At 44.2% G+C, this 18,022-nt stretch carries 16 protein-coding genes; 9 read left to right on the top strand and 7 right to left on the bottom strand.

The genetic code is table 11. From position 1 onward, the window contains the following. Window position 1: 1 nt before the first annotated feature. The 3 genes from H1R16_RS02190 to H1R16_RS02180 all read left to right on the top strand — a co-directional run bounded on the left by H1R16_RS02190 (window position 2) and on the right by H1R16_RS02180 (window position 4,413). Window positions 2-2,509, top strand: a complete 2,508-nt coding sequence (locus H1R16_RS02190) for a M1 family metallopeptidase (RefSeq protein WP_181885872.1) — start codon at window positions 2-4, stop codon at window positions 2,507-2,509. A 277-nt stretch (window positions 2,510-2,786) separates the two neighbouring features. After that, window positions 2,787-3,338: a hypothetical protein gene (locus tag H1R16_RS02185; RefSeq protein ID WP_181885873.1), complete on the top strand. Its 552-nt coding sequence runs from the start codon at window positions 2,787-2,789 to the stop codon at window positions 3,336-3,338. Window positions 3,339-3,573: 235 nt separating this feature from the next. After that, on the top strand, window positions 3,574-4,413 hold the full coding sequence (locus H1R16_RS02180; protein WP_181885874.1) for an MBL fold metallo-hydrolase: 840 nt from the start codon (window positions 3,574-3,576) through the stop codon (window positions 4,411-4,413). 61 nt (window positions 4,414-4,474) lie between these two features. On the opposite strand, the gene H1R16_RS02175 is transcribed toward H1R16_RS02180, so the two are convergent. Beyond that, complete coding sequence (locus H1R16_RS02175) at window positions 4,475-5,992, bottom strand: carbon-nitrogen hydrolase family protein (protein WP_181885875.1); 1,518 nt, start codon at window positions 5,990-5,992, stop codon at window positions 4,475-4,477. Window positions 5,993-6,066: 74 nt separating this feature from the next. Beyond that, complete coding sequence (locus tag H1R16_RS02170) at window positions 6,067-7,296, bottom strand: dicarboxylate/amino acid:cation symporter (RefSeq protein ID WP_181885876.1); 1,230 nt, start codon at window positions 7,294-7,296, stop codon at window positions 6,067-6,069. A 72-nt stretch (window positions 7,297-7,368) separates the two neighbouring features. On the opposite strand from H1R16_RS02170, the gene H1R16_RS02165 reads away from it, so the two are divergent. Next, complete coding sequence (locus H1R16_RS02165; protein WP_181885877.1) at window positions 7,369-8,289, top strand: DnaJ C-terminal domain-containing protein; 921 nt, start codon at window positions 7,369-7,371, stop codon at window positions 8,287-8,289. Continuing rightward, entirely contained in the window at window positions 8,286-8,585 is a 300-nt protein-coding gene (locus H1R16_RS02160; protein WP_181885878.1) for a chaperone modulator CbpM, read from the top strand. The genes H1R16_RS02165 and H1R16_RS02160 overlap by 4 nt, the downstream gene beginning before the upstream one ends. A gap of 90 nt (window positions 8,586-8,675) precedes the next feature. On the opposite strand, the gene H1R16_RS02155 is transcribed toward H1R16_RS02160, so the two are convergent. Both H1R16_RS02155 and H1R16_RS02150 read right to left on the bottom strand, forming a co-directional pair. Beyond that, window positions 8,676-9,659: a PLP-dependent cysteine synthase family protein gene (locus tag H1R16_RS02155; RefSeq protein ID WP_181885879.1), complete on the bottom strand. Its 984-nt coding sequence runs from the start codon at window positions 9,657-9,659 to the stop codon at window positions 8,676-8,678. 17 nt (window positions 9,660-9,676) lie between these two features. Continuing rightward, complete coding sequence (locus tag H1R16_RS02150; protein WP_181885880.1) at window positions 9,677-10,906, bottom strand: ABC transporter permease; 1,230 nt, start codon at window positions 10,904-10,906, stop codon at window positions 9,677-9,679. A gap of 4 nt (window positions 10,907-10,910) precedes the next feature. On the opposite strand from H1R16_RS02150, the gene H1R16_RS02145 reads away from it, so the two are divergent. Next, window positions 10,911-12,098 carry an exo-beta-N-acetylmuramidase NamZ family protein gene (locus H1R16_RS02145; RefSeq protein WP_181886758.1) on the top strand — a complete coding sequence of 396 codons (1,188 nt, stop codon included), beginning with the start codon at window positions 10,911-10,913 and terminating at the stop codon, window positions 12,096-12,098. Then, window positions 12,088-13,284, top strand: coding sequence for an aspartyl protease family protein (locus H1R16_RS02140; protein WP_181885881.1), 1,197 nt, complete (start codon window positions 12,088-12,090; stop codon window positions 13,282-13,284). The genes H1R16_RS02145 and H1R16_RS02140 overlap by 11 nt, the downstream gene beginning before the upstream one ends. Before the next feature lie 6 nt (window positions 13,285-13,290). Here the strand turns inward: H1R16_RS02140 and H1R16_RS02135 are convergent, their stop codons facing one another. From H1R16_RS02135 to H1R16_RS02125, 3 genes are read right to left on the bottom strand one after another with little or no spacing between them, the layout of a single operon-like run. Continuing rightward, the gene (locus H1R16_RS02135; protein ID WP_181885882.1) at window positions 13,291-13,494 is read right to left on the bottom strand and encodes a hypothetical protein; all 204 of its coding nucleotides are present in this window, start codon (window positions 13,492-13,494) and stop codon (window positions 13,291-13,293) included. Further along, a complete protein-coding gene (locus H1R16_RS02130) occupies window positions 13,494-14,111 on the bottom strand; it encodes a DUF3575 domain-containing protein (protein WP_181885883.1) in 618 nt (205 codons plus the stop codon). The genes H1R16_RS02135 and H1R16_RS02130 overlap by 1 nt, the downstream gene beginning before the upstream one ends. Before the next feature lie 5 nt (window positions 14,112-14,116). Next, window positions 14,117-15,289: a thioredoxin family protein gene (locus tag H1R16_RS02125; RefSeq protein ID WP_181885884.1), complete on the bottom strand. Its 1,173-nt coding sequence runs from the start codon at window positions 15,287-15,289 to the stop codon at window positions 14,117-14,119. A gap of 456 nt (window positions 15,290-15,745) precedes the next feature. Here H1R16_RS02125 and H1R16_RS02120 point away from each other — a divergent pair, with 456 nt between their 5' ends. After that, on the top strand, window positions 15,746-17,344 hold the full coding sequence (locus H1R16_RS02120; protein WP_181885885.1) for an ice-binding family protein: 1,599 nt from the start codon (window positions 15,746-15,748) through the stop codon (window positions 17,342-17,344). A 399-nt stretch (window positions 17,345-17,743) separates the two neighbouring features. Then, a complete protein-coding gene (locus H1R16_RS02115; protein WP_181885886.1) occupies window positions 17,744-18,004 on the top strand; it encodes a hypothetical protein in 261 nt (86 codons plus the stop codon). Window positions 18,005-18,022 lie beyond the last annotated feature (18 nt).

Raw genomic sequence — 18,022 nt, 5'->3', positions numbered from 1 at the left:
TATGAAGAAATTAATTGTAGCGGTTTCGTTACTCGGCATCCTTTTTACGGGACAGCTGAATGCTCAGACCGAAACCTCCGGCAGAAATGAAGTTTACCGTGCCACCCATACCAAATCGACCGAACTTAAACATACCAAACTCCGTGTAAATTTTGATTACGCAAAAGAGCAGATGAACGGCGAAGCCTGGATTACGGCATCTCCTTATTTTTATGCTTCCGATTCCCTGGTTCTGGATGCAAAAGCAATGCTTATCCACGAAGTAGCTCTGGACAGAAACGGAACAAAGTCCCCGCTCAAATATTCGTACAGCAATGATATGCTGAAGATCAATCTGGACAAAAGCTATAACAGGACTCAGGATTATACGGTTTACATAAAGTACACGGCCAGACCTAACGAAGTTACCCAAACAGGAAGTGCTGCAATTACTGATGCGAAAGGGCTTTACTTTGTAAATGCTCAGGGCGCAGATTCGGACAAACCGGTGCAGATCTGGACTCAGGGTGAAACCGAAGCCAGCTCCGCCTGGTTTCCAACCGTAGATAAACCTAACCAGAAAACCACTCAGGAAATCTATATGACAGTGCCTGATAAGTATGTGACTTTGTCTAACGGCCTTATGAAATCTTCCGTAAAAGACGGCAAAGGAATGCGTACCGACCACTGGGTGCAAGACAAGAAGCACGCACCGTATCTTTTCTTCATGGGTGTAGGAGATTATGCCATCGTAAAGGATAAATGGAGAAATATTGCGGTAGATTATTATGTTGAAAAGGAATATGAGCCTTACGCAAAGCAGATTTTCGGGAATACGCCGGAAATGCTGGAATTCTTTTCCACCAAATTGAAATACGATTACCCCTGGTCCAAATATGCGCAGATCACTGCCCGCGATTATGTATCCGGTGCCATGGAAAACACCACAGCGGTGTTGCACCAGGAGGCTGCCCAGCAAAAACCTGGTGACCTGATTGATGAAAACCGCTGGGAAGATGTAATTGCACACGAAGCATTTCATCATTGGTTCGGAAATATTGTTACTGCTGAAAGCTGGAGCAACCTTACCGTAAATGAATCTTTCGCCAACTATTCCGAGTACCTCTGGAACGAACATAAATACGGGAAGGATTTCGCCGATTATACGCTGATGAAAGCTGCGCAGGGATACTATGCAGATCCCGCGAACATTACCAAAGACCTTGTAAGGTTTAATTACCATTCCAAAGAGGATATGTTTGATGGCGTTTCCTACAACAAAGGCGGTTCCACCCTTCATATGCTCAGGAATTATCTGGGCGATGAAGCATTTTTTGGCGGACTGAATGATTACCTGAGAACCAATGAGTACGGTACTGGCGAAGCCTCACAGGTGCGGCTTTCTTTGGAAAAAGTGTCTGGCAAGGATCTGAACTGGTTCTTTAACCAGTGGTTTTACGGCAGCGGACATCCCAAAATTTCTTATACAAGTACTTACGAACCTGTTAAAAAACAGGTAACAGTTACCTTAAGCCAGAACCAGGCAGGTGACGCTTTTGAATTTCCGCTGGCTGTGGATGTCTATGAAAACGGTAAACCCACACGAAGGAACGTTTGGGTGAACGCGAAATCACGAAATATCTTCAGCTTCCCGGTAACTAAGAATCCGGATTTCATCAATCTGAATGCAGACGGTGTGCTGCTGGGGGAAATTACTGAGAACAAAACTCCGGAACAGTTTTTCATGCAGTATACTGCTTCCAAAGAGTTTCTCAGCCGTTATAAAGCAGTGGACAATGCGGTGGAAATTTCATCCGACCCGGCCTCATTGAAAACACTTACTGCTGCACTGAAAGACGCGAACTTCCGAATCCGGATGCGTGCGCTGGCTGGTCTTGATTTGTCAAAAGCAGATCACAGCAAGGCGGCCCTTGTTGAGGTTGAAAAACTAGCCTCCAACGATCCTAAAACGCTGGTGCAGGCTGCAGCCATATCTGCCTTGGCAAAGACCAGGAACAAAAAGTACCTGCCGGTATTCGAGAAAGGAATAGAAGCTGTTTCCAATTCTGTTAAAGCCAGTTCACTGGCCGCCATTGCCGGAATAGATCCTTCAAGAGTTGCTGCCCTGGCCGATAAGATTGACCTGGAAAGCGCAGGCGAGGGGTTGATGACTGAGCTTCTGCCGCTTATTGTTAAAAATAAGATCGAAAAGCAAATGCATGCGATTGCTGCTACAGTTGCCTTTTATCCTTTCATCAAGTTCCAGAACCCCGAACTGGGTGCCAGCGCTGAGGAAGGTTTTAACTGGATTATGACCTCAGACAATCTGAAGGCCACCGGGAACCTTACCAAAATCCTTATTCAGGCAAAAGGTCAGATCGCACAGAACCCTCAGGCCAAAATGATGATCAGCCAAATGTTGAAAGACGGACTTCAGAAAAAAATGAGCGTGCTGAAAGCCAATCCGGGCAGCCCAACGATCAATCAGCAGGTAGATCTTATCAACAAAGCGATTGAGGCGTATAAATAAGGATTATTGCCCGTAAAATGACAGAATCACTATTCAGCATTTTGTCATTCCGCAGGAATCTATACCGCGGACACTCAGATTCCTGGGATTCCTGCGGAATGACAAATACTCTGTTTTTGTGTGGTTGTGATAAAGAGCTGACAATCAATTATTTAATTAGAGTTTTGCAGTTTAACCAAATCATGCAATGAAACAAGTTCGTGTAAAGCACGCACGAATGCTTAATAATTAGGAAGGAATAACTTGCATATATTCTAGAGGTAGCAGAAATGTTAAAATGACAACGTTTAAAATATTCACAGAATCTGAAAAATATGTCTGGACCAGGAAAAGAATTCTATTTGGAATTTCTTTACTTTCTTTCGGAGTTCTAGCAATTAAAGTTTACATATTAAATGATGATAGATTCTTCAACGATAAAACAGCACAGGTTTTTGGTTTAATTTCTGTTGGTGCAATGGGTTTAGGGTTAATAAATTCTTTTTTTCCAGAACAATTAAAAGGAAAATTGGAAGGTAAACTCATTTTTGATCTTTATAATATTGTAATTAATGATCAAAGTTACAATTTAAGCGAAATTAACTCAATTCAGATTAGCACAGGTGCTTCTAAAGGACAATTAATTTCAAGCGGGATTTCTGTTTTTTCAGACAGATTTTCAAACGGGATAAATAATGAATTAATAGTGACTTTAAATTCTGGTAAAACCATAAGGTGTAACTTTCTAATTGAGGACGAAAGAAAAATTTTCCAATTAACTGACGTCCTTAAAAACTATGTTGATGAAGGTAAATTATCAAATGAAAATTTTGTTGAAATAAATAGATAAACAGCACTCCTGCTAAAAACTAAGCTTTAGCTACGCTCAGTTAAGCTGCGCCCCTGATTGCTGGTTAAAAGAACAAGAAGCGTAACGCGGAAACTTTTGTAGATTAGAATAGATTGCATAGTATCCCACTGCCATTCATTCTGCGTAGATTCTTCGCTGGTCAGAGCTTTACAATAAGCTATAACCTTTCGTTCCCACGGCACTTTATTTGCCGTTTTTCATAAAAATCACAATTATGAAACAAAGTAAAGACAATAAGATCATCCCGATGACATCCGTGGACAGCGGGAAACTGCGTGAAGTAAGACCGGACGTGGCCTATTACACTAATCAAATTGTAAATCTGGTAATGATTGGCCACCCGGATTCGGACTGGGTACTGGTGGATGCCGGAATGCCATTCTCCGGCCGCGAAATTCTTAAAGTTACAAAGGAACGTTTTGGTGAAAACAATCCGCCAAAAGCAATTATCCTGACCCATGGACATTTCGATCATGTGGGGAGCATTGTGGATTTGGTGGCGGAGTGGAAGGTGCCCGTATACGCGCATCCGCTTGAGTTTCCTTTCCTGACCGGACAGCAGGCTTATCCGGAGCCTGATGTTAGCGTGGAAGGAGGCCTTCTGGCCAAAATTTCGGCTTATTATCCGAATGAACCTGTAAACATTCAGGACGTTTTAAAGGAAATTCCGGAAGGCTCTGTACCTTTTCAGTCCGACTGGCAATGGATACATGTCCCGGGACACTCACCGGGACAGATTGCACTGTTCAGGAAATCAGACGGCGTGCTGATATCTGCAGATGCGCTAATAACTGTTAGACAGGATTCAATGTACAGAGTTCTGGTGCAGAAGGAAGAGGTTTGCGGCCCACCGGTTTACCTGACTGCTGACTGGCCTGGTGCTTTAAATTCAGTCCGAAAGCTTGAAGCGCTGAATCCAACCACACTTGTACCCGGTCACGGTACCGCTATGAGTGGCGATGAGCTGAAGTCCGGACTTGAACATCTGCTGGCCAACTGGGAGGAAGAAGCTGTTCCTGACTATGGAAAATGGGTGAAGCAATCCGATACATAAAATCAAGAAGAAAGGCCATTCCTGAGGAGTGGCCTTTGTATTTGCGTTATAACAGTTAAGACTATTCCATCTCACCCTTTAAATTTACCGTATCGTAAAGATCGGTTCTTCGGTCACTCATGGTTCGTACGGCTCCGTAGTGATGAAGTTCCTTAAGTAAGTTGAGGTCTACATCCACAATCAGCGTGGTTTCGGTGTTTGGCGTGGCTTCACCTTTAATTGCATTGGATGGAAAGGCAAAATCTGATGGTGTGAATACCGCCGCCTGTCCGAACTGGATGTCCATATTGTTCACCCCCGGCAGATTGCCCACACAGCCAGCTATGGCCACGTAACACTCGTTCTCAATGGCTCTGGCTGCCGCACAGTGCCGTACCCGTGTGTAGGCATTTTGGGTGTCTGTTAGGTAAGGAACGAAAAGGATTTTCATGCCCTGATCGGCCAGGATCCTGGGCAGCTCCGGAAACTCCACATCGTAGCAAATCACCAAACCTACTTTTCCGCAGTCAGTATCAATCACCTTGATTTCATTGCCGCCCTTCATACCGTAGAATTTCTTCTCATTGGGAGTAATGTGTATTTTGCGGTGCTCGTCTATCTTACCGTCGCGGTGAAGCAGATAGCTTATATTGTAAAGGTCGTCATTCTCCACAATCGGCATCGAGCCGGCTATGATGTTGATGTTGTAGCTGATGGCAAATTCAGAAATCTTATTCTTGATCTCTTCCGTAAGTTCGGCCAGTTTAAACATACTTTCCCTTTCCGAAAGATGGTTGAAAGGTGCCAGCAGAGGAGTATTGAAGAATTCAGGGAACATAATGAAATCAGACTTATAATCGGCCATCACATTTACGAAGAATTCCACCTGCTCGTAAAAGGCATCGATGGTCTTGAAATGTCTCATCTGCCATTGAACCAGGCCAAGGCGGATGACGGAATCCTGCATCGTATTAGGCTGGTTGCTGTAATAAATATTGTTCCACTGCAGAAGTACGGCATTTTCCTTGGAATGGAGGTCTTCCGGCAGGTAATTTTTCAGGATACGTACGGGCAGGAAATTGTTGGACAGCTGAAAACTCAGGACAGGATCATATATCTCCTTATTCCGCACTTTCTGTATGTACTCACGAGGTGACAGTTCGGCGCTGTGCAGATGGTAGTTGGGGATTCGTCCGCCTACCATAATGGATTTCAGGTTACGGGTTTCGCAAAGTTCCTTCCTAACATCATACAAACGGCGCGCGAGCCGTAATTTCCGGTATTCGGGATCCACAAACACCTCAATCCCGTACAGAACATCGCCCGTATCAGAATGCGTGTTAAACGTGTAATTACCGGTGATCTCCTTGTAGGTATGATCGTCTCCATACAGTTTATACTGAACGATAAGCGCGAGCGATACAGCTGCTATTTTACCGTCTACTGTAATACAGACCTGTCCGTCCGGGAAGATCCGAAGCAGTTTCTGAATGCTTTTTCTGGACCAGATGCTTTCAGACATTGTAGGATACGCTTTCTGCATGGTTTCCCGCAATTCATCATAATCTTCTATAGCCAGTTTCCTTATATCTATCTGCATAATTTTATTTTTTTTGGAAGGTCAATTTACGATTCCGCACGCAGACCCAAAAATTATTCCATGTTGAGTTATGGTCAAAGAGGCAACTCTTCACCCTCAGTAAACTTGTCGCCCGAAATCCTCGTAACCAGCATAGCTGCGACAGTGTCGCCGGTAGAATTTAACAGCGTAGCCAGCGGATCAACCAGTGTTCCCAGAATCATCACTGCCGGAATGGCTTCCACCGGAAGCTGGTAAACCGATATCATAAGCATCTCGCCTACGTAGCCACCGTTCGGGATTCCTCCGGCGACAATGCTAACGAATACGGTGATTCCGAGCGCCAGCATTAAATTCATCGGATCAAAGAAGTCCTGACCGATAATGAGAAAAGCGACATAAATCTTGATGATGGACGACATAGAAGAACCGTCCTTATGCAGAGTGCTGCCCAAAGGAATTACGATATTAGCTATTGTAGAAGGTACGCCAATCCGGGAGGCAGCCTGCAGGTTAGCAGGCATTGTAGCAAAGCTGCTGCAGGTGGAGACGGCGGTTAGACCCGGATAAATATTATTTTTCCAGAATCTGCGGATGCCCTCCGTGCCTTTCGCCATAAAAGCATAAATGGAAAAGAAAACAATGAAATAAACGGTGCCGGCGGCATAATAAAGTCCCAGCGGCTTGGCATAGAAGCCGAAAAGCTGTGGGCCAACAGTTGCTACCTGATAGGCGAAATACGCACCCAAACCTATGGGAGCAGCTTTCATCACCATTAACAGCAGTTCCTTCATCACTTCGTAACCGGAAGCCAGAAAAAGGCTGAAAGGTTGGCCTGCCGCGCCGCTTTTGCGCGCTGCCATTCCGGTGAGAAAGGAGAAGATGAGCAACGCCAGCATATTCCGTCTGGAAAACAGCTCTGTGAATTCGCCCACTGAGAAAAACCTGACCAATCGGTCGCTCCAGCTATCGTCTGAAGAGGCTTCCGGCAGAAGTTCACCTGTGGAAGGCAGCGCTTCGGTAGGGAAGAAGTAAACCACACCTACTGTAAAAATAGCAGCAATAAGGATGGTAAAAAGAAAGGTACCGGCCATGCTGAAAATAATCCTGCCGAAACGCGACTGCTGCTCCAGTGACGCAATGGAATTGGCCACCGCGAAAAATACCAGCGGTACTACACTTACGAAAAGGAGATTCAGGAAAATATCGCCCAGCGGTTTAAGATATTCTACTGCCTGCGGCCAGAAAATTCCCAAAAGACTGCCCGCAATTATCCCAGCCAGTAAAAGCAGAATGCCTGAATAGTTTTTCAGCACTGTATTCATAAAGACTTTTTTTTCAAAGTTAATTGAAATTATGTTGTAAAATCTGTAATTTTGAGGAAAGCCCGACATAAAATGGCATATATAGATTACTACAAAATACTTGGAATAGCCAAAACAGCTACGCCCGAGGAGGTAAAAAAGGCCTACCGGAAACTGGCCCGCAAGTATCACCCGGATGTGAATCCGGGCGATAAAGAGGCCGAGAGGAAGTTCAAGGAAATCAATGAGGCCAATGAAGTCCTGAGCAATGCCGAAAACCGTGAGAAATATGACAAATACGGCGAGCACTGGCAGCATGGCGAAGAGTACGAAAGAGCACAGCAACAGCAACACAGGCAAAGGCAGGCGCAGGGCACCGGTGATTTCGGTGGATTTTCAGGTGCTGATTTTGGCGATGGCGAAGATTTTTCGGATTTCTTCCAGAGCATGTTCGGTGGTAGCGGCGGCTTCAGGAATGCACGTGGCTCTGCCTCCGGGAAATTCAGGGGGCAGGATATTTCGGCAGAACTGCAGCTTCATTTGAGAGATGCCGCACAAACGCATCAGCAAACATTTGACATCAACGGTAAGAAAGTCCGGATCACCATTCCGGCCGGAGTTCATGACGGGCAGAAGATCAAACTTGCCGGGCACGGTAATCCGGGTTACAACGGCGGACCAAACGGTGACCTTTATATCACTTTCTCTGTTGCCGAAGATCCGTACTTTAAACGGAATGGTGATGACCTGGCTGCTGAGGTTACTATCGATCTCTATACTGCCATGTTAGGGGGCGATGTGAAGGTGAAAACCCTGGACGGTGAGGTAAACCTTAAAGTTAAACCGGAAACACAGAACGGCACAAAAGCCCGGCTGAAAGGTAAAGGATTTCCGGTCTACAAAAAGGACGGGCAGTATGGCGACCTGTATGTTAGCTACAATATTGAGCTGCCGAAACATCTGACGGAGCGGGAAAAGGAACTGTTTACAGAACTTCAAAAATTAAGGAAATGAGCCAGAGAATATCACGTGAGGAGCTTGTAACGCTCTACAATATAGAAATCAATTTTTTTGATGAACTTGAAGCATCCGGACTTCTCCGAACGGAAACGGTGGATGAGGTGAAGTACTTATATTATGAGCAACTGCCGGCTTTCGAGCGCTTTGTAAACTGGCATTATGATTTGGAAGTGAATTTGCCCGGCCTCGAAATCATAAGCAGGTTGCTGGAGCAGATTGAAACACTGCAGGCGGAGAAAAGAAGCCTGTTTTATAATATTCAGAGTAGGGAAGACCAGCCTAGATCATAAATGTTACAGCTATTTAATTAAAACATACTCACTAAAAACCCCTTCAGCAAAAGCAAAAGGGGTTTATTATGAAATCTTACTTTCTTAAAATTAATCCAGCCAGCCCATCTGTTTCATCCAGTCATCATTATAGATCTTGCCTACATAACGGGAACCGTGATCGTGCAGCAGCACTACAATGATATCGTCCTCAGTAAACTGGTCCTGCATCTGCTTCAGCGCAGCAATAGCACTACCGGCTGAATATCCGCAGAAAATACCTTCTTCCTTGGCAAGTTTCCTTGCATAAATGGCACCGTCCTTATCCGTCACTTTTTCAAAATGGTCAATGACGCTCATGTCGTAGTTTTCCGGCAGAATGTCTTCACCAATACCTTCGGTAATGTAAGAATAGGCGTTTTCAGGATGAATTTCGCCCGTTTCGTGAATTTCCTTCAGGATAGAACCGTAGGTATCGATACCTGTAATGTGGATATTTGGATTGCGCTCTTTAAAAAATCTGCCGCAACCTGTAACTGTACCACCTGTTCCGGCTCCGGCCACGAAATGCGTCAGTTTACCCTCGGTCTGTTCCCAGATTTCCGGTGCTGTCTGTTCGTAATGCGTTTCGCGGTTAGAAAGATTGTCGTATTGGTTTACATACCAACCGTTTTCTGTCTGCTCTGCCAGACTTTTGGAAACTGAATAGTAGGAGCGTGGATCGTCCGGCGTCACATCGGTAGGACAAACAATAACCTCGGCACCAACAGCGCGCAGGATGTCACACTTCTCCTTGGACTGCTTATCGTTGGTGACAAAAATACATTTATAACCTTTCACGATAGCTGCCAGCGCCAGTCCCATACCGGTATTTCCGGAAGTTCCTTCTACTATTGTTCCACCCGGTTTCAGACGTCCGTCTTTTTCGGCATCCTCAATCATTTTAACCGCCATACGGTCTTTCACCGAGTTGCCTGGATTAAAGGTTTCCACTTTCGCCAAAACCAAAGCAGGAAAATCTTCGCCTAAAACTTTATTGAGTTTTACCAGAGGCGTATTTCCGATAGTTTCAAGTATATTATTTGCAAATTTCATATCTTAATTTAATTATTTTATGTGTATTTAATCGATTTCACCGGTGATATCTTACTTATAAGATAGCTTGGGAAAATCATCGCAAAGGCTGATACCAACAAAATTCCGGCGGAGATGACCACTGGGATCAGCGGGTTAAGATCTACCGGCACCGTGCTGATGTAATAGTTTTCGGGATTAAGCTTTATAATACTGAAAATTTTCTGAAGTCCCAGAAGTGTGAAGCCGATCAGGTTCCCAAAGATAAGTCCGGGCACCATAATGAGCAGCGTGTAGTAAATGAAAAGCGTGCGGATCTGCCCGTTGCTGGCGCCCAGCGTTTTAAGCAGACCAATGGAATTCGTTCTTTCAATAATGAGGATCAGCAGAACCATTACGATATTGATGATCACCACACTGAGCATAATAACGATGATCACCGCAATATTATTGTCGAAGATATTGATCCAGTCTACGATTTGCGGGTACTTTTCAGTGGCCTTCTCGGTATAATTCTTCAGGCCCACACTGCGGTCTATTTCTGGTGTTTCCTTTTCTATATCATTAACATCCTTCAGAAAAATATCGATGCCGCCTACATCATTCTTCTCCATGTCAAGGATCTTACGTGCATGGTTTATGTCGCCCAGAATAAACTGGTCGTCTATCATCTTGATATCTGTCTTGTAAATACCTATTACCTCAAAATTCCTGTACAGAGGCTGCTGGTTCTGCTTCGAAAAAATGGCAACAATACTGTCCTTCACGCCCAGGTGAAGGTCGCTGGCAATCTTTTCCGAGATCACAACTCCGTTGTTATAGCCATCTTCCGTAACCTTTGGAGTGTTTCCTTTTACAATGAATTTCTTAAAGCGCTCATGGTCAAAATCCTTTCCGATGCCTTTCATTACCACGCCGGCAAAGTTGTGCTCATTCCGAAGGATTCCGCTCACGCTTACGTAGTTCTGCGCTGTAGCTACATCCGGATTTGCACGTATTTTTTTCAGGTCCAGTCCCGTGCGGTCCAGCACAGATGAATCATAGGACGAGTTGGAACGTTTGGATTTTATGTTGATATGTCCGCTGAAGTCGGCCATGCGCAGTTTAATTGCTTCTTTAGAGCCAAAGCCCACCGACACCGTGATCAGTGAAACGATGATGCCGAGCGCTACAGAAAGCCTCCCAATAAAGATGATAATCCGTGAGAGATTATTTTTGTTATCTTTGGAAAAAGCTATTTTTTTGGAAAAATATAACGGAAACTTCAAGCAGATGATTTTAGGTGCCAAAATTAGAGATTTAGTTCTTATTTGCCTAATATTTTTAGCAATTACCCCCATAACTGCCCAAAACACAGACTGTTTTCTGGCTGCGGCAGACCGGCCTCAACTTTATCTTCCTCTTCTTAAAAATAAAAATGTAGGTATTGTTACCAATCAAACGGGCTTGCTGAAAGACCGCACGCATCTTGTGGATTTCCTGGTGAAGAACGAAATAAAGATGAAGTCAATTTTTGCGCCCGAGCATGGCTTTCGCGGAACTGCCGATGCGGGTGAACACGTGAAAAGCGGTATGGACGCAAAGACGGGGATCAAGATTGTGTCCCTGTACGGAAATAATAAAAAGCCCACTGCGGAACAGATGAAAGGTCTGGATGTTATTCTTTTCGATATTCAGGACGTTGGCGTCCGCTTCTATACCTACATCTCCACACTTACTTACGTAATGGAAGCAGGTGCCGAGAATAATGTGGAAGTCATTGTGCTGGACAGGCCTAATCCGCATGACGGTTATACCGACGGACCGGTTCTGAAAGATAAATTTACCAGCTTCGTCGGAATGCATAAGGTGCCGGTAGTGTACGGACTTACAATGGGCGAATACGGAAATATGGTGAATGGTGAAAAATGGCTGAAGAACGGTGTTCAGGCCAAATACACAGTCATACCGATGCAGGGCTATAACAAGACAAAGCGTTACGGCATGCTGGAGAAGCCGTCGCCAAACCTTCCCAATGAAAAATCGGTAAACCTTTATCCAAGTCTTTGTTTTTTTGAAGGTACCCAGGTTTCTGTGGGTCGTGGTACCGCGCTTCCGTTTCAGATCTATGGTTCGCCCTGGACTAAAAATTTGCCTTACCAGTTTACACCCAGACCAACTGAGGGCGCCAAAGACCCTTTCCTGAACGGAAAACTTTGCTACGGTGAGAACTTATCTGATAACAGTGAAGATTTGCGACGGATTAATCTGGAGTGGTTGCTGAAGGCTTACAGAGAGTATAAGAGCCCACAGCAGGATTTCTTCCTGAAGAATCTCTTTTTTGATAAACTTGCCGGCACCGACGAACTGCGCAAACAGATTATTGCCGGAAAAACGGAATCTCAGATACGGGCGAGCTGGCAAAAGGATCTGCTGGATTTTGAAAAGATCCGGGTGAAATATTTGATATATGAAGATTAAGTCACCAGCTTTTAATGCAGGAAGCTCTTTTTTACGGCCATGTGCCCTTATTTTTCTCCTTCTTTTTGGTGCTCTGTCTGCGCAACACCCCCTAAATACAGGCAACATTATAGAAAAGCAGTATCTGGAAAAAATTTCTTTTGAATACCGCGACGGATTTATGATCGTCGATGTGGATTACAATGGCGAAAAAGCTAAATTCCTGTTTGATACCGGTGCTTCCAATGTGCTTTTTGGCGATAAAGTGGAAGGCACGAGTAAAAGTGCCGTAGTTTTATCAGATTCTAATGCCAATACCACTTCCGCTGAAGTGCTGTTTAATCAGAAGTTTAAGATTGGTGATCTCGAATTTACCGAAATGAATTTTATTCTGTTTCCGGGCGAAAACATACTGAAGACCTGTTTTGCTGTAAAGGGAATTATTGGTGCCAATTCCTTCCGGAATTCAGTGGTTCAGATAAATTACGGTACACGCGAAATAACCGTGACCGATGCTGTTTCTAAGTTAAACACCCGTGATTTTCAGAGAATGAATATGGTGCCGAACAGAGGTGGTCAGGTGTTGCCGTATGTTTACTTTGACTATAAAGCCAGCCAAAAAATTGAGGTAGCTTTTCTCCTTGACAGTGGCTTTTCGGGTGCTGTACACTTTTCAAAAGAGGCAAAAGACCTTATTGGTAAGTGGGGAGGAGTTGCGGAAACCGAAAGGGGAAAAGGCTTTGTATCGCTTTCGCTCATCGACAAAAATGAAAATGAAGATTTGGAAAGGGTGCGGCTGAAAAAACCGCTGATGTTTGCTAACTTAAGTTTTATCAACGATTATATTGTAGTTTCCAAAGACCATAACAGTAAAATAGGAAACAAAATACTTGAGAAGCTGAATCCCATCTTTGATTTCAGAAAAAGCCAGGTATATCTTTTAACTAACGAGGATCAGCTTACCGGAAAGAAAGAGAATGTTTCGGTTATTTCAGACGGGATTGCACTGCGTATTGCCGCATTATGGGGAGCTGCGGCCGACAAAGCGAAACCGGGTGATACCGTGACAGAAATTGACGGGCAAAGTCCCGAAATCTTAAGCCGGTGTGAAAGCTTAAGGCAGAAAGAGAAGTTGCTGTCGGGTAAATCTAAAATGAAAGTCAGGAGTCAGGTTACAGGACAAACGATTCAGCTTGAGATCCGTTAAGGAATATTAATCAAAATCATGATGCGTATCGTCCTTGCGGTTCCGATACACAAACCACATTCCGATTGTTAGTCCTACTACACCCGCCACTGCGGTCATTAAAGCGCGTTCCAGTCTGTCCGCCTCCGGGTTGCCAATGTAATTCATAAGGAACAGAATCAGGAAGGTTACTGTGGCAACAATAAGGTATTTATAGCTTTTTATATTCATTATCTTAATTTGTAGGAAATCATTACGCCGCCGCGGTACGGAATCCACTCGCCGCTGCGGTTCCAGCCCGTCAGCTCGTCATATCGTATCCCCAGTTCTTCGTGGTATCCCCTGTACAGGCTTTGTGCATTTCCGCCGGCAACAAAGAGGTCAATATTCCATTTTTCCGAAAGCTGAAACTGGTAACCTGCAACAGCCCCTATTAAAACGGCGTAACCGTCCTGATACAGGTCCGATTTGTTATAGATTGGTGAGTCGGGAGTTAGCTGATAAGGTCCTTCTCCCCAGTAATTTGGCTTTTGAGCAATAAACCGGAGTGCGCTGATGTTCAAGCCCACGTACCAGCGCCGGAAAGCACGGTCAAAATAATATCTGCCGTCCATCCCTAACATGTAAAGCTGTGCCTGGTGACCGGAAAAGGATTTCCAGGGAGAAACTAAAGCATCCGCCTGCAAGGTGAATTTATTATGAAGCTGATATTCTGCGCCCACATTCAGTACCCCAACAGGTAGCAGCACAGCATTTCCTTTTACGTACAGGGATTTGGAATCCTCAGTATCCTGCGCAGAAGCAAATATCACCGTAAAGCATAGGAGGGCAAAACAAAGTCTCTTCAAATGTATTAGTTTAATTCGGTAAGTAACTTCTCGGCCGCACTGCTGTCGACACCTCTTTGTTTGGCTAATCGTACAGCGGCCTCAGCATACATTCTGGCTTCCGCATTCTTACCGGATTTCTGGTAAAGTTTAGCCAGGATATAGCTGTTCTCCGGCGTTTCACGCATCTGCACGGAGCGTTCGGCCCATTGCTGAGCAGTTCTCAGCGCATTTTGGTCCGTGGCTTTTTCAGAGAATATCCAGGCGGCTTTCAGCTGTTCTGTGGGATCAGCCTTTTCGTTGAGTTTAAAATAGGCCAGCGCCGCAGCCTGATAGGCCGGGAAATTTTCGGTCTGTTCGTAGAAGTCCAGCTTACGGCGGTTTAGTACCTTCTCAGCCTCTTCTTTTCCGATCATCACTTCAGCCTGACTTAGAAACTGAGTGTCATTTACTGTTTTGGCTTTCAGGTTAACCGAAGTATCCCAGAGTTTCTGGATCTTCAGCTGATTATCAAACTGTTCAAATGTCTGCGCTGGAAAGTGCTGCGTCAACGCTTTTTCATTTTTTTTGAAGATGCTGTAATTGGCATCATCCACACTTTTAATTGCGAACAAAAGATAGCCTACCTCTTCCTTGGTAAACTCTGAAGTCTTTTTGTTTTTGAAATATCTTTCAGAGGCCTGCTTAGCAAAATCATAATCAGACTCCGCATGAAGTTTAATAATGCTGATGAGGAAGTCAGGGTCTTTTTCGCCCTTTTCAAAACGGCTTTTCATGGAGCCCATGTTTTTCACGGCCGCGTATGCTTCTTTACCCAGTTCCAGAAATGTACTTTCCGGCATATATCCCATATTGCGGGAAACCAACTGCCCGTCACCGTTGATGAAAAGGTAAGTAGGATAAGAGCGCACACCGTAGCGTGCCGCCAGCTCCAGGCCTTCGCCCTTTTCCATGTCAAATTTTCCGTTGATGAAATTGGCGTTGTAAAAATCGGCCACCGGTTTTAGGCTGAAGACGTTTTTATCCATTAGTTTGCACGGTCCGCACCACACAGCCATGGCATCGATAAAAATAAGTTTATTTTCTTTTTTGGCTTTCTCCAGCATTTCGCCGAAGTTGTTTTTCTGAAACTGTATGCCGTCCTGCGCGACTACAATTATGGACATGAGCAGCGCAAAAGCTGCAAATATATTTTTCATTCTTTAATCTAAAGGTTTGGAGAGCGAAGATAATTAATATTTTTTGTACAGCCATGTAAGTGAATCTCAACTTATATACCGGCAGGGATATAATTTACAGTCCCCTGCCTGTCTTTTTATGCAGGATTATTTAAGTTGCAGCACATTTACCACACGCTTAAGATTTTTTGTTTGCTGAAACTGATGCAGTTCATATTAAAAGAAAGTTCCAACTCTGGAAGATGTATACTTTAACTCTTATCATTCCTAATTACTTAGTGTTTTAAAGACGGTTTTTTATTTTTGAATATTATTTAATAAAAGTGGCTTTAAAATAAAAGAAAAATGTTAATGATTTCATATGAATGAAAAGTGATTAAAAAATAAATATATATTTTATTAAAATACTAATATGTGGCATCATTATAGTTTACCTTTGCCTGTTCGGTAGACTCATATCGGGCTAAAAATAAAAAAATGAATAAATTATTACTTTTGGCAGTTACGGTTGCCTCGATGTTCGGTTACCAGGCTAGCGCCCAGGCACCAGTACTTGGAGCAGTTTCGAATTTTGCCGTGTTTTCAACCACAGGAGCGGTAACGAATACAGGCTTATCTATTATTACGGGAGATGTGGGCACCAATAATGGCGGACTTACCGGTTTCGGAAATGTGGATGGAGTGATGCATAATGGTGATCTGGCAACCGCCGCCGCCGCGGCGTCACTTACCATCGCTTACAACCAGCTGAATTCTGCTGTTCCTACTCAGTTTCCGGCTGCATTACTTGGGAATGGACAGACGCTTACTGCCGGAATCTACTCCATTGGGCAAAGTGCTACGATCAATGGAATGCTGACTCTTGACGGTGGAGGAAACGCTAACTCTGTCTTCATATTTAAGATTCAGGGATCTCTCTCTTCGGGTGCTGCCGCTCAGGTGGTGCTTACCAATGGCGCTCTTGCCTGCAATGTCTTCTGGAAAGTAGAAGGGCTTGTGGACCTTGCGACAAATACGGCGATGAGGGGAACAATCGTTGCCAACAACGCAGCTATCGTCCTTAATACGGGTGTAACGCTGGAGGGCCGTGCGCTATCCACTACCGGTGCTGTGTCAGTATCAGGCGTTACTATTGCTAAACCTCTGGGATGTGGTTCTCAAACACTTACGGGGCCACTGCCACCGCAGTTAAACAGCGTTGCCTGTTATGCTGTGTTTTCCGGAAACGGAGGGGTTGCCAATGCAGGAGTTTCAACTCTTACCGGTGATGTGGGTACCAATGTAGGGCTAACTACAGGTTTTCAGGCTGGTAATGTGAACGGTACAATACATCCGAGTCCGGATAGCTCTACTGCACAAGCTGCAGCAGACCTTAGTCTGGTGTACACTTACCTGAACATACTTCCTACCGATATTGAACTTCTTTACCCAGCCGCATTTGGTCAGGGTCTGGTACTTACGCCGCATACCTACCAACTGAACGGTGCCACGGTACTTACAGGAAATGTGTACCTGAATGCACAGGGAAATGCTGATGCTGTATTTGTAATCAAAATTAACGGAGCTTTATCTACGAGCACTTACGCTAAAGTTATTTTACAGAACGGTGCACAGGCGAAAAATGTTTTCTGGAAAGTAGACGGAGCTACAGATCTAAGTGATTATGCAGAGTTCAAGGGAACAGTCATTGGGAACAATGGCGCAGTAAACCTTGCCACAGGCGTAGCAGTAGATGGTCGTATGCTTACCACCAGCGGTGCTGTAACTACTGCCGCAGTTGATGTTCAAATGACGGCGGGATGTGGTGTCCTGGCAACAAGTTCTGCTAACGCTGTTAGCCTGAACGCTAAGCTGTATCCTAATCCCTTCAACTCGGTTTTAAATGTAACTCTGGAAGGGGTGGATAACGGATCAAACCTTAAGCTGTATAACGCGGCTGGTTCAATGGTAATGGATGTGCGTCTGTCACGCATGACAACTGCACTGCCTGTAAGTCTTCCGGCTGGTGTTTACTTTTACCAACTTACCGGTAAGAACGGTAAGCAGCAGGGTGGTAAGCTGATTTCAAAGCCATAATATCATATCATTAATTACCAATGCCCTGCTTTTTGCGGGGCATTTTTTGTTATGGCGCTTCCGGTGAAGAAACCCTTTTTCACCCACGCTTCCTGATGAAATATGGAAAAATCTTGTTGGACAATGCTCAGGATTTTGGCTCCGCCAATTAATTATCTCCTCCAGTCAACAAAATTCCGTAAACAACAGTAAATTATCAATAAAACACTTTATTTTTGAGCGTGCCTGGGAGCGGGAAGCTTACAATGGATTAAACTGTCCTTTGGGTAAAAGATTATATAAAGTTTGCATTAATTTCTCCTACAGAACCTAAACACAAATGATTTTTAAAGATATATTGGGATAAGGAAGTAATTAGATTGCGCGGCACCTCTTATATTACGCTAAATTTAAATAAAAATGAAAATTAACGAATTGTTCTACGAGTATGATTATTTCGGGGTTAATAATGAATTGAGAGACGGAATTACACTAACTCCTTATGAATCAAAAACACTCTTACATGAAGACTTGGAAGTTGTAAAGAATCTTATTAAGGACTCCCTTAATGCAATTGAAAGTAAGAAAGAAAACGATATTGTAATAATTTTTTACACTACTACTGATGGCGATACGAGCACAGAATGTGGACCTATATTCTGGAACAGTGGCAGCCGTTGATAGAAAATGAGATCCTTA

The sequence above is a fragment of the Marnyiella aurantia genome (assembly GCF_014041915.1).
Classification (GTDB): domain Bacteria; phylum Bacteroidota; class Bacteroidia; order Flavobacteriales; family Weeksellaceae; genus Marnyiella; species Marnyiella aurantia.
The sequence above is the reverse complement of the archived record's forward strand: the minus strand, read 5'-3'. Positions and strand labels throughout refer to the sequence as shown.

Coding starts and splice junctions, on each gene's coding strand:
- H1R16_RS02190 (WP_181885872.1), top strand. CDS start 2: ATGAAGAAATTAATTGTAGCGGTTTCGTTACTCGGCATCCTTTTTACG.
- H1R16_RS02185 (WP_181885873.1), top strand. CDS start 2,787: ATGACAACGTTTAAAATATTCACAGAATCTGAAAAATATGTCTGGACC.
- H1R16_RS02180 (WP_181885874.1), top strand. CDS start 3,574: ATGAAACAAAGTAAAGACAATAAGATCATCCCGATGACATCCGTGGAC.
- H1R16_RS02175 (WP_181885875.1), bottom strand. CDS start 5,992: ATGCAGATAGATATAAGGAAACTGGCTATAGAAGATTATGATGAATTG.
- H1R16_RS02170 (WP_181885876.1), bottom strand. CDS start 7,296: ATGAATACAGTGCTGAAAAACTATTCAGGCATTCTGCTTTTACTGGCT.
- H1R16_RS02165 (WP_181885877.1), top strand. CDS start 7,369: ATGGCATATATAGATTACTACAAAATACTTGGAATAGCCAAAACAGCT.
- H1R16_RS02160 (WP_181885878.1), top strand. CDS start 8,286: ATGAGCCAGAGAATATCACGTGAGGAGCTTGTAACGCTCTACAATATA.
- H1R16_RS02155 (WP_181885879.1), bottom strand. CDS start 9,659: ATGAAATTTGCAAATAATATACTTGAAACTATCGGAAATACGCCTCTG.
- H1R16_RS02145 (WP_181886758.1), top strand. CDS start 10,911: ATGATTTTAGGTGCCAAAATTAGAGATTTAGTTCTTATTTGCCTAATA.
- H1R16_RS02140 (WP_181885881.1), top strand. CDS start 12,088: ATGAAGATTAAGTCACCAGCTTTTAATGCAGGAAGCTCTTTTTTACGG.
- H1R16_RS02135 (WP_181885882.1), bottom strand. CDS start 13,494: ATGAATATAAAAAGCTATAAATACCTTATTGTTGCCACAGTAACCTTC.
- H1R16_RS02125 (WP_181885884.1), bottom strand. CDS start 15,289: ATGAAAAATATATTTGCAGCTTTTGCGCTGCTCATGTCCATAATTGTA.
- H1R16_RS02120 (WP_181885885.1), top strand. CDS start 15,746: ATGAATAAATTATTACTTTTGGCAGTTACGGTTGCCTCGATGTTCGGT.
- H1R16_RS02115 (WP_181885886.1), top strand. CDS start 17,744: ATGAAAATTAACGAATTGTTCTACGAGTATGATTATTTCGGGGTTAAT.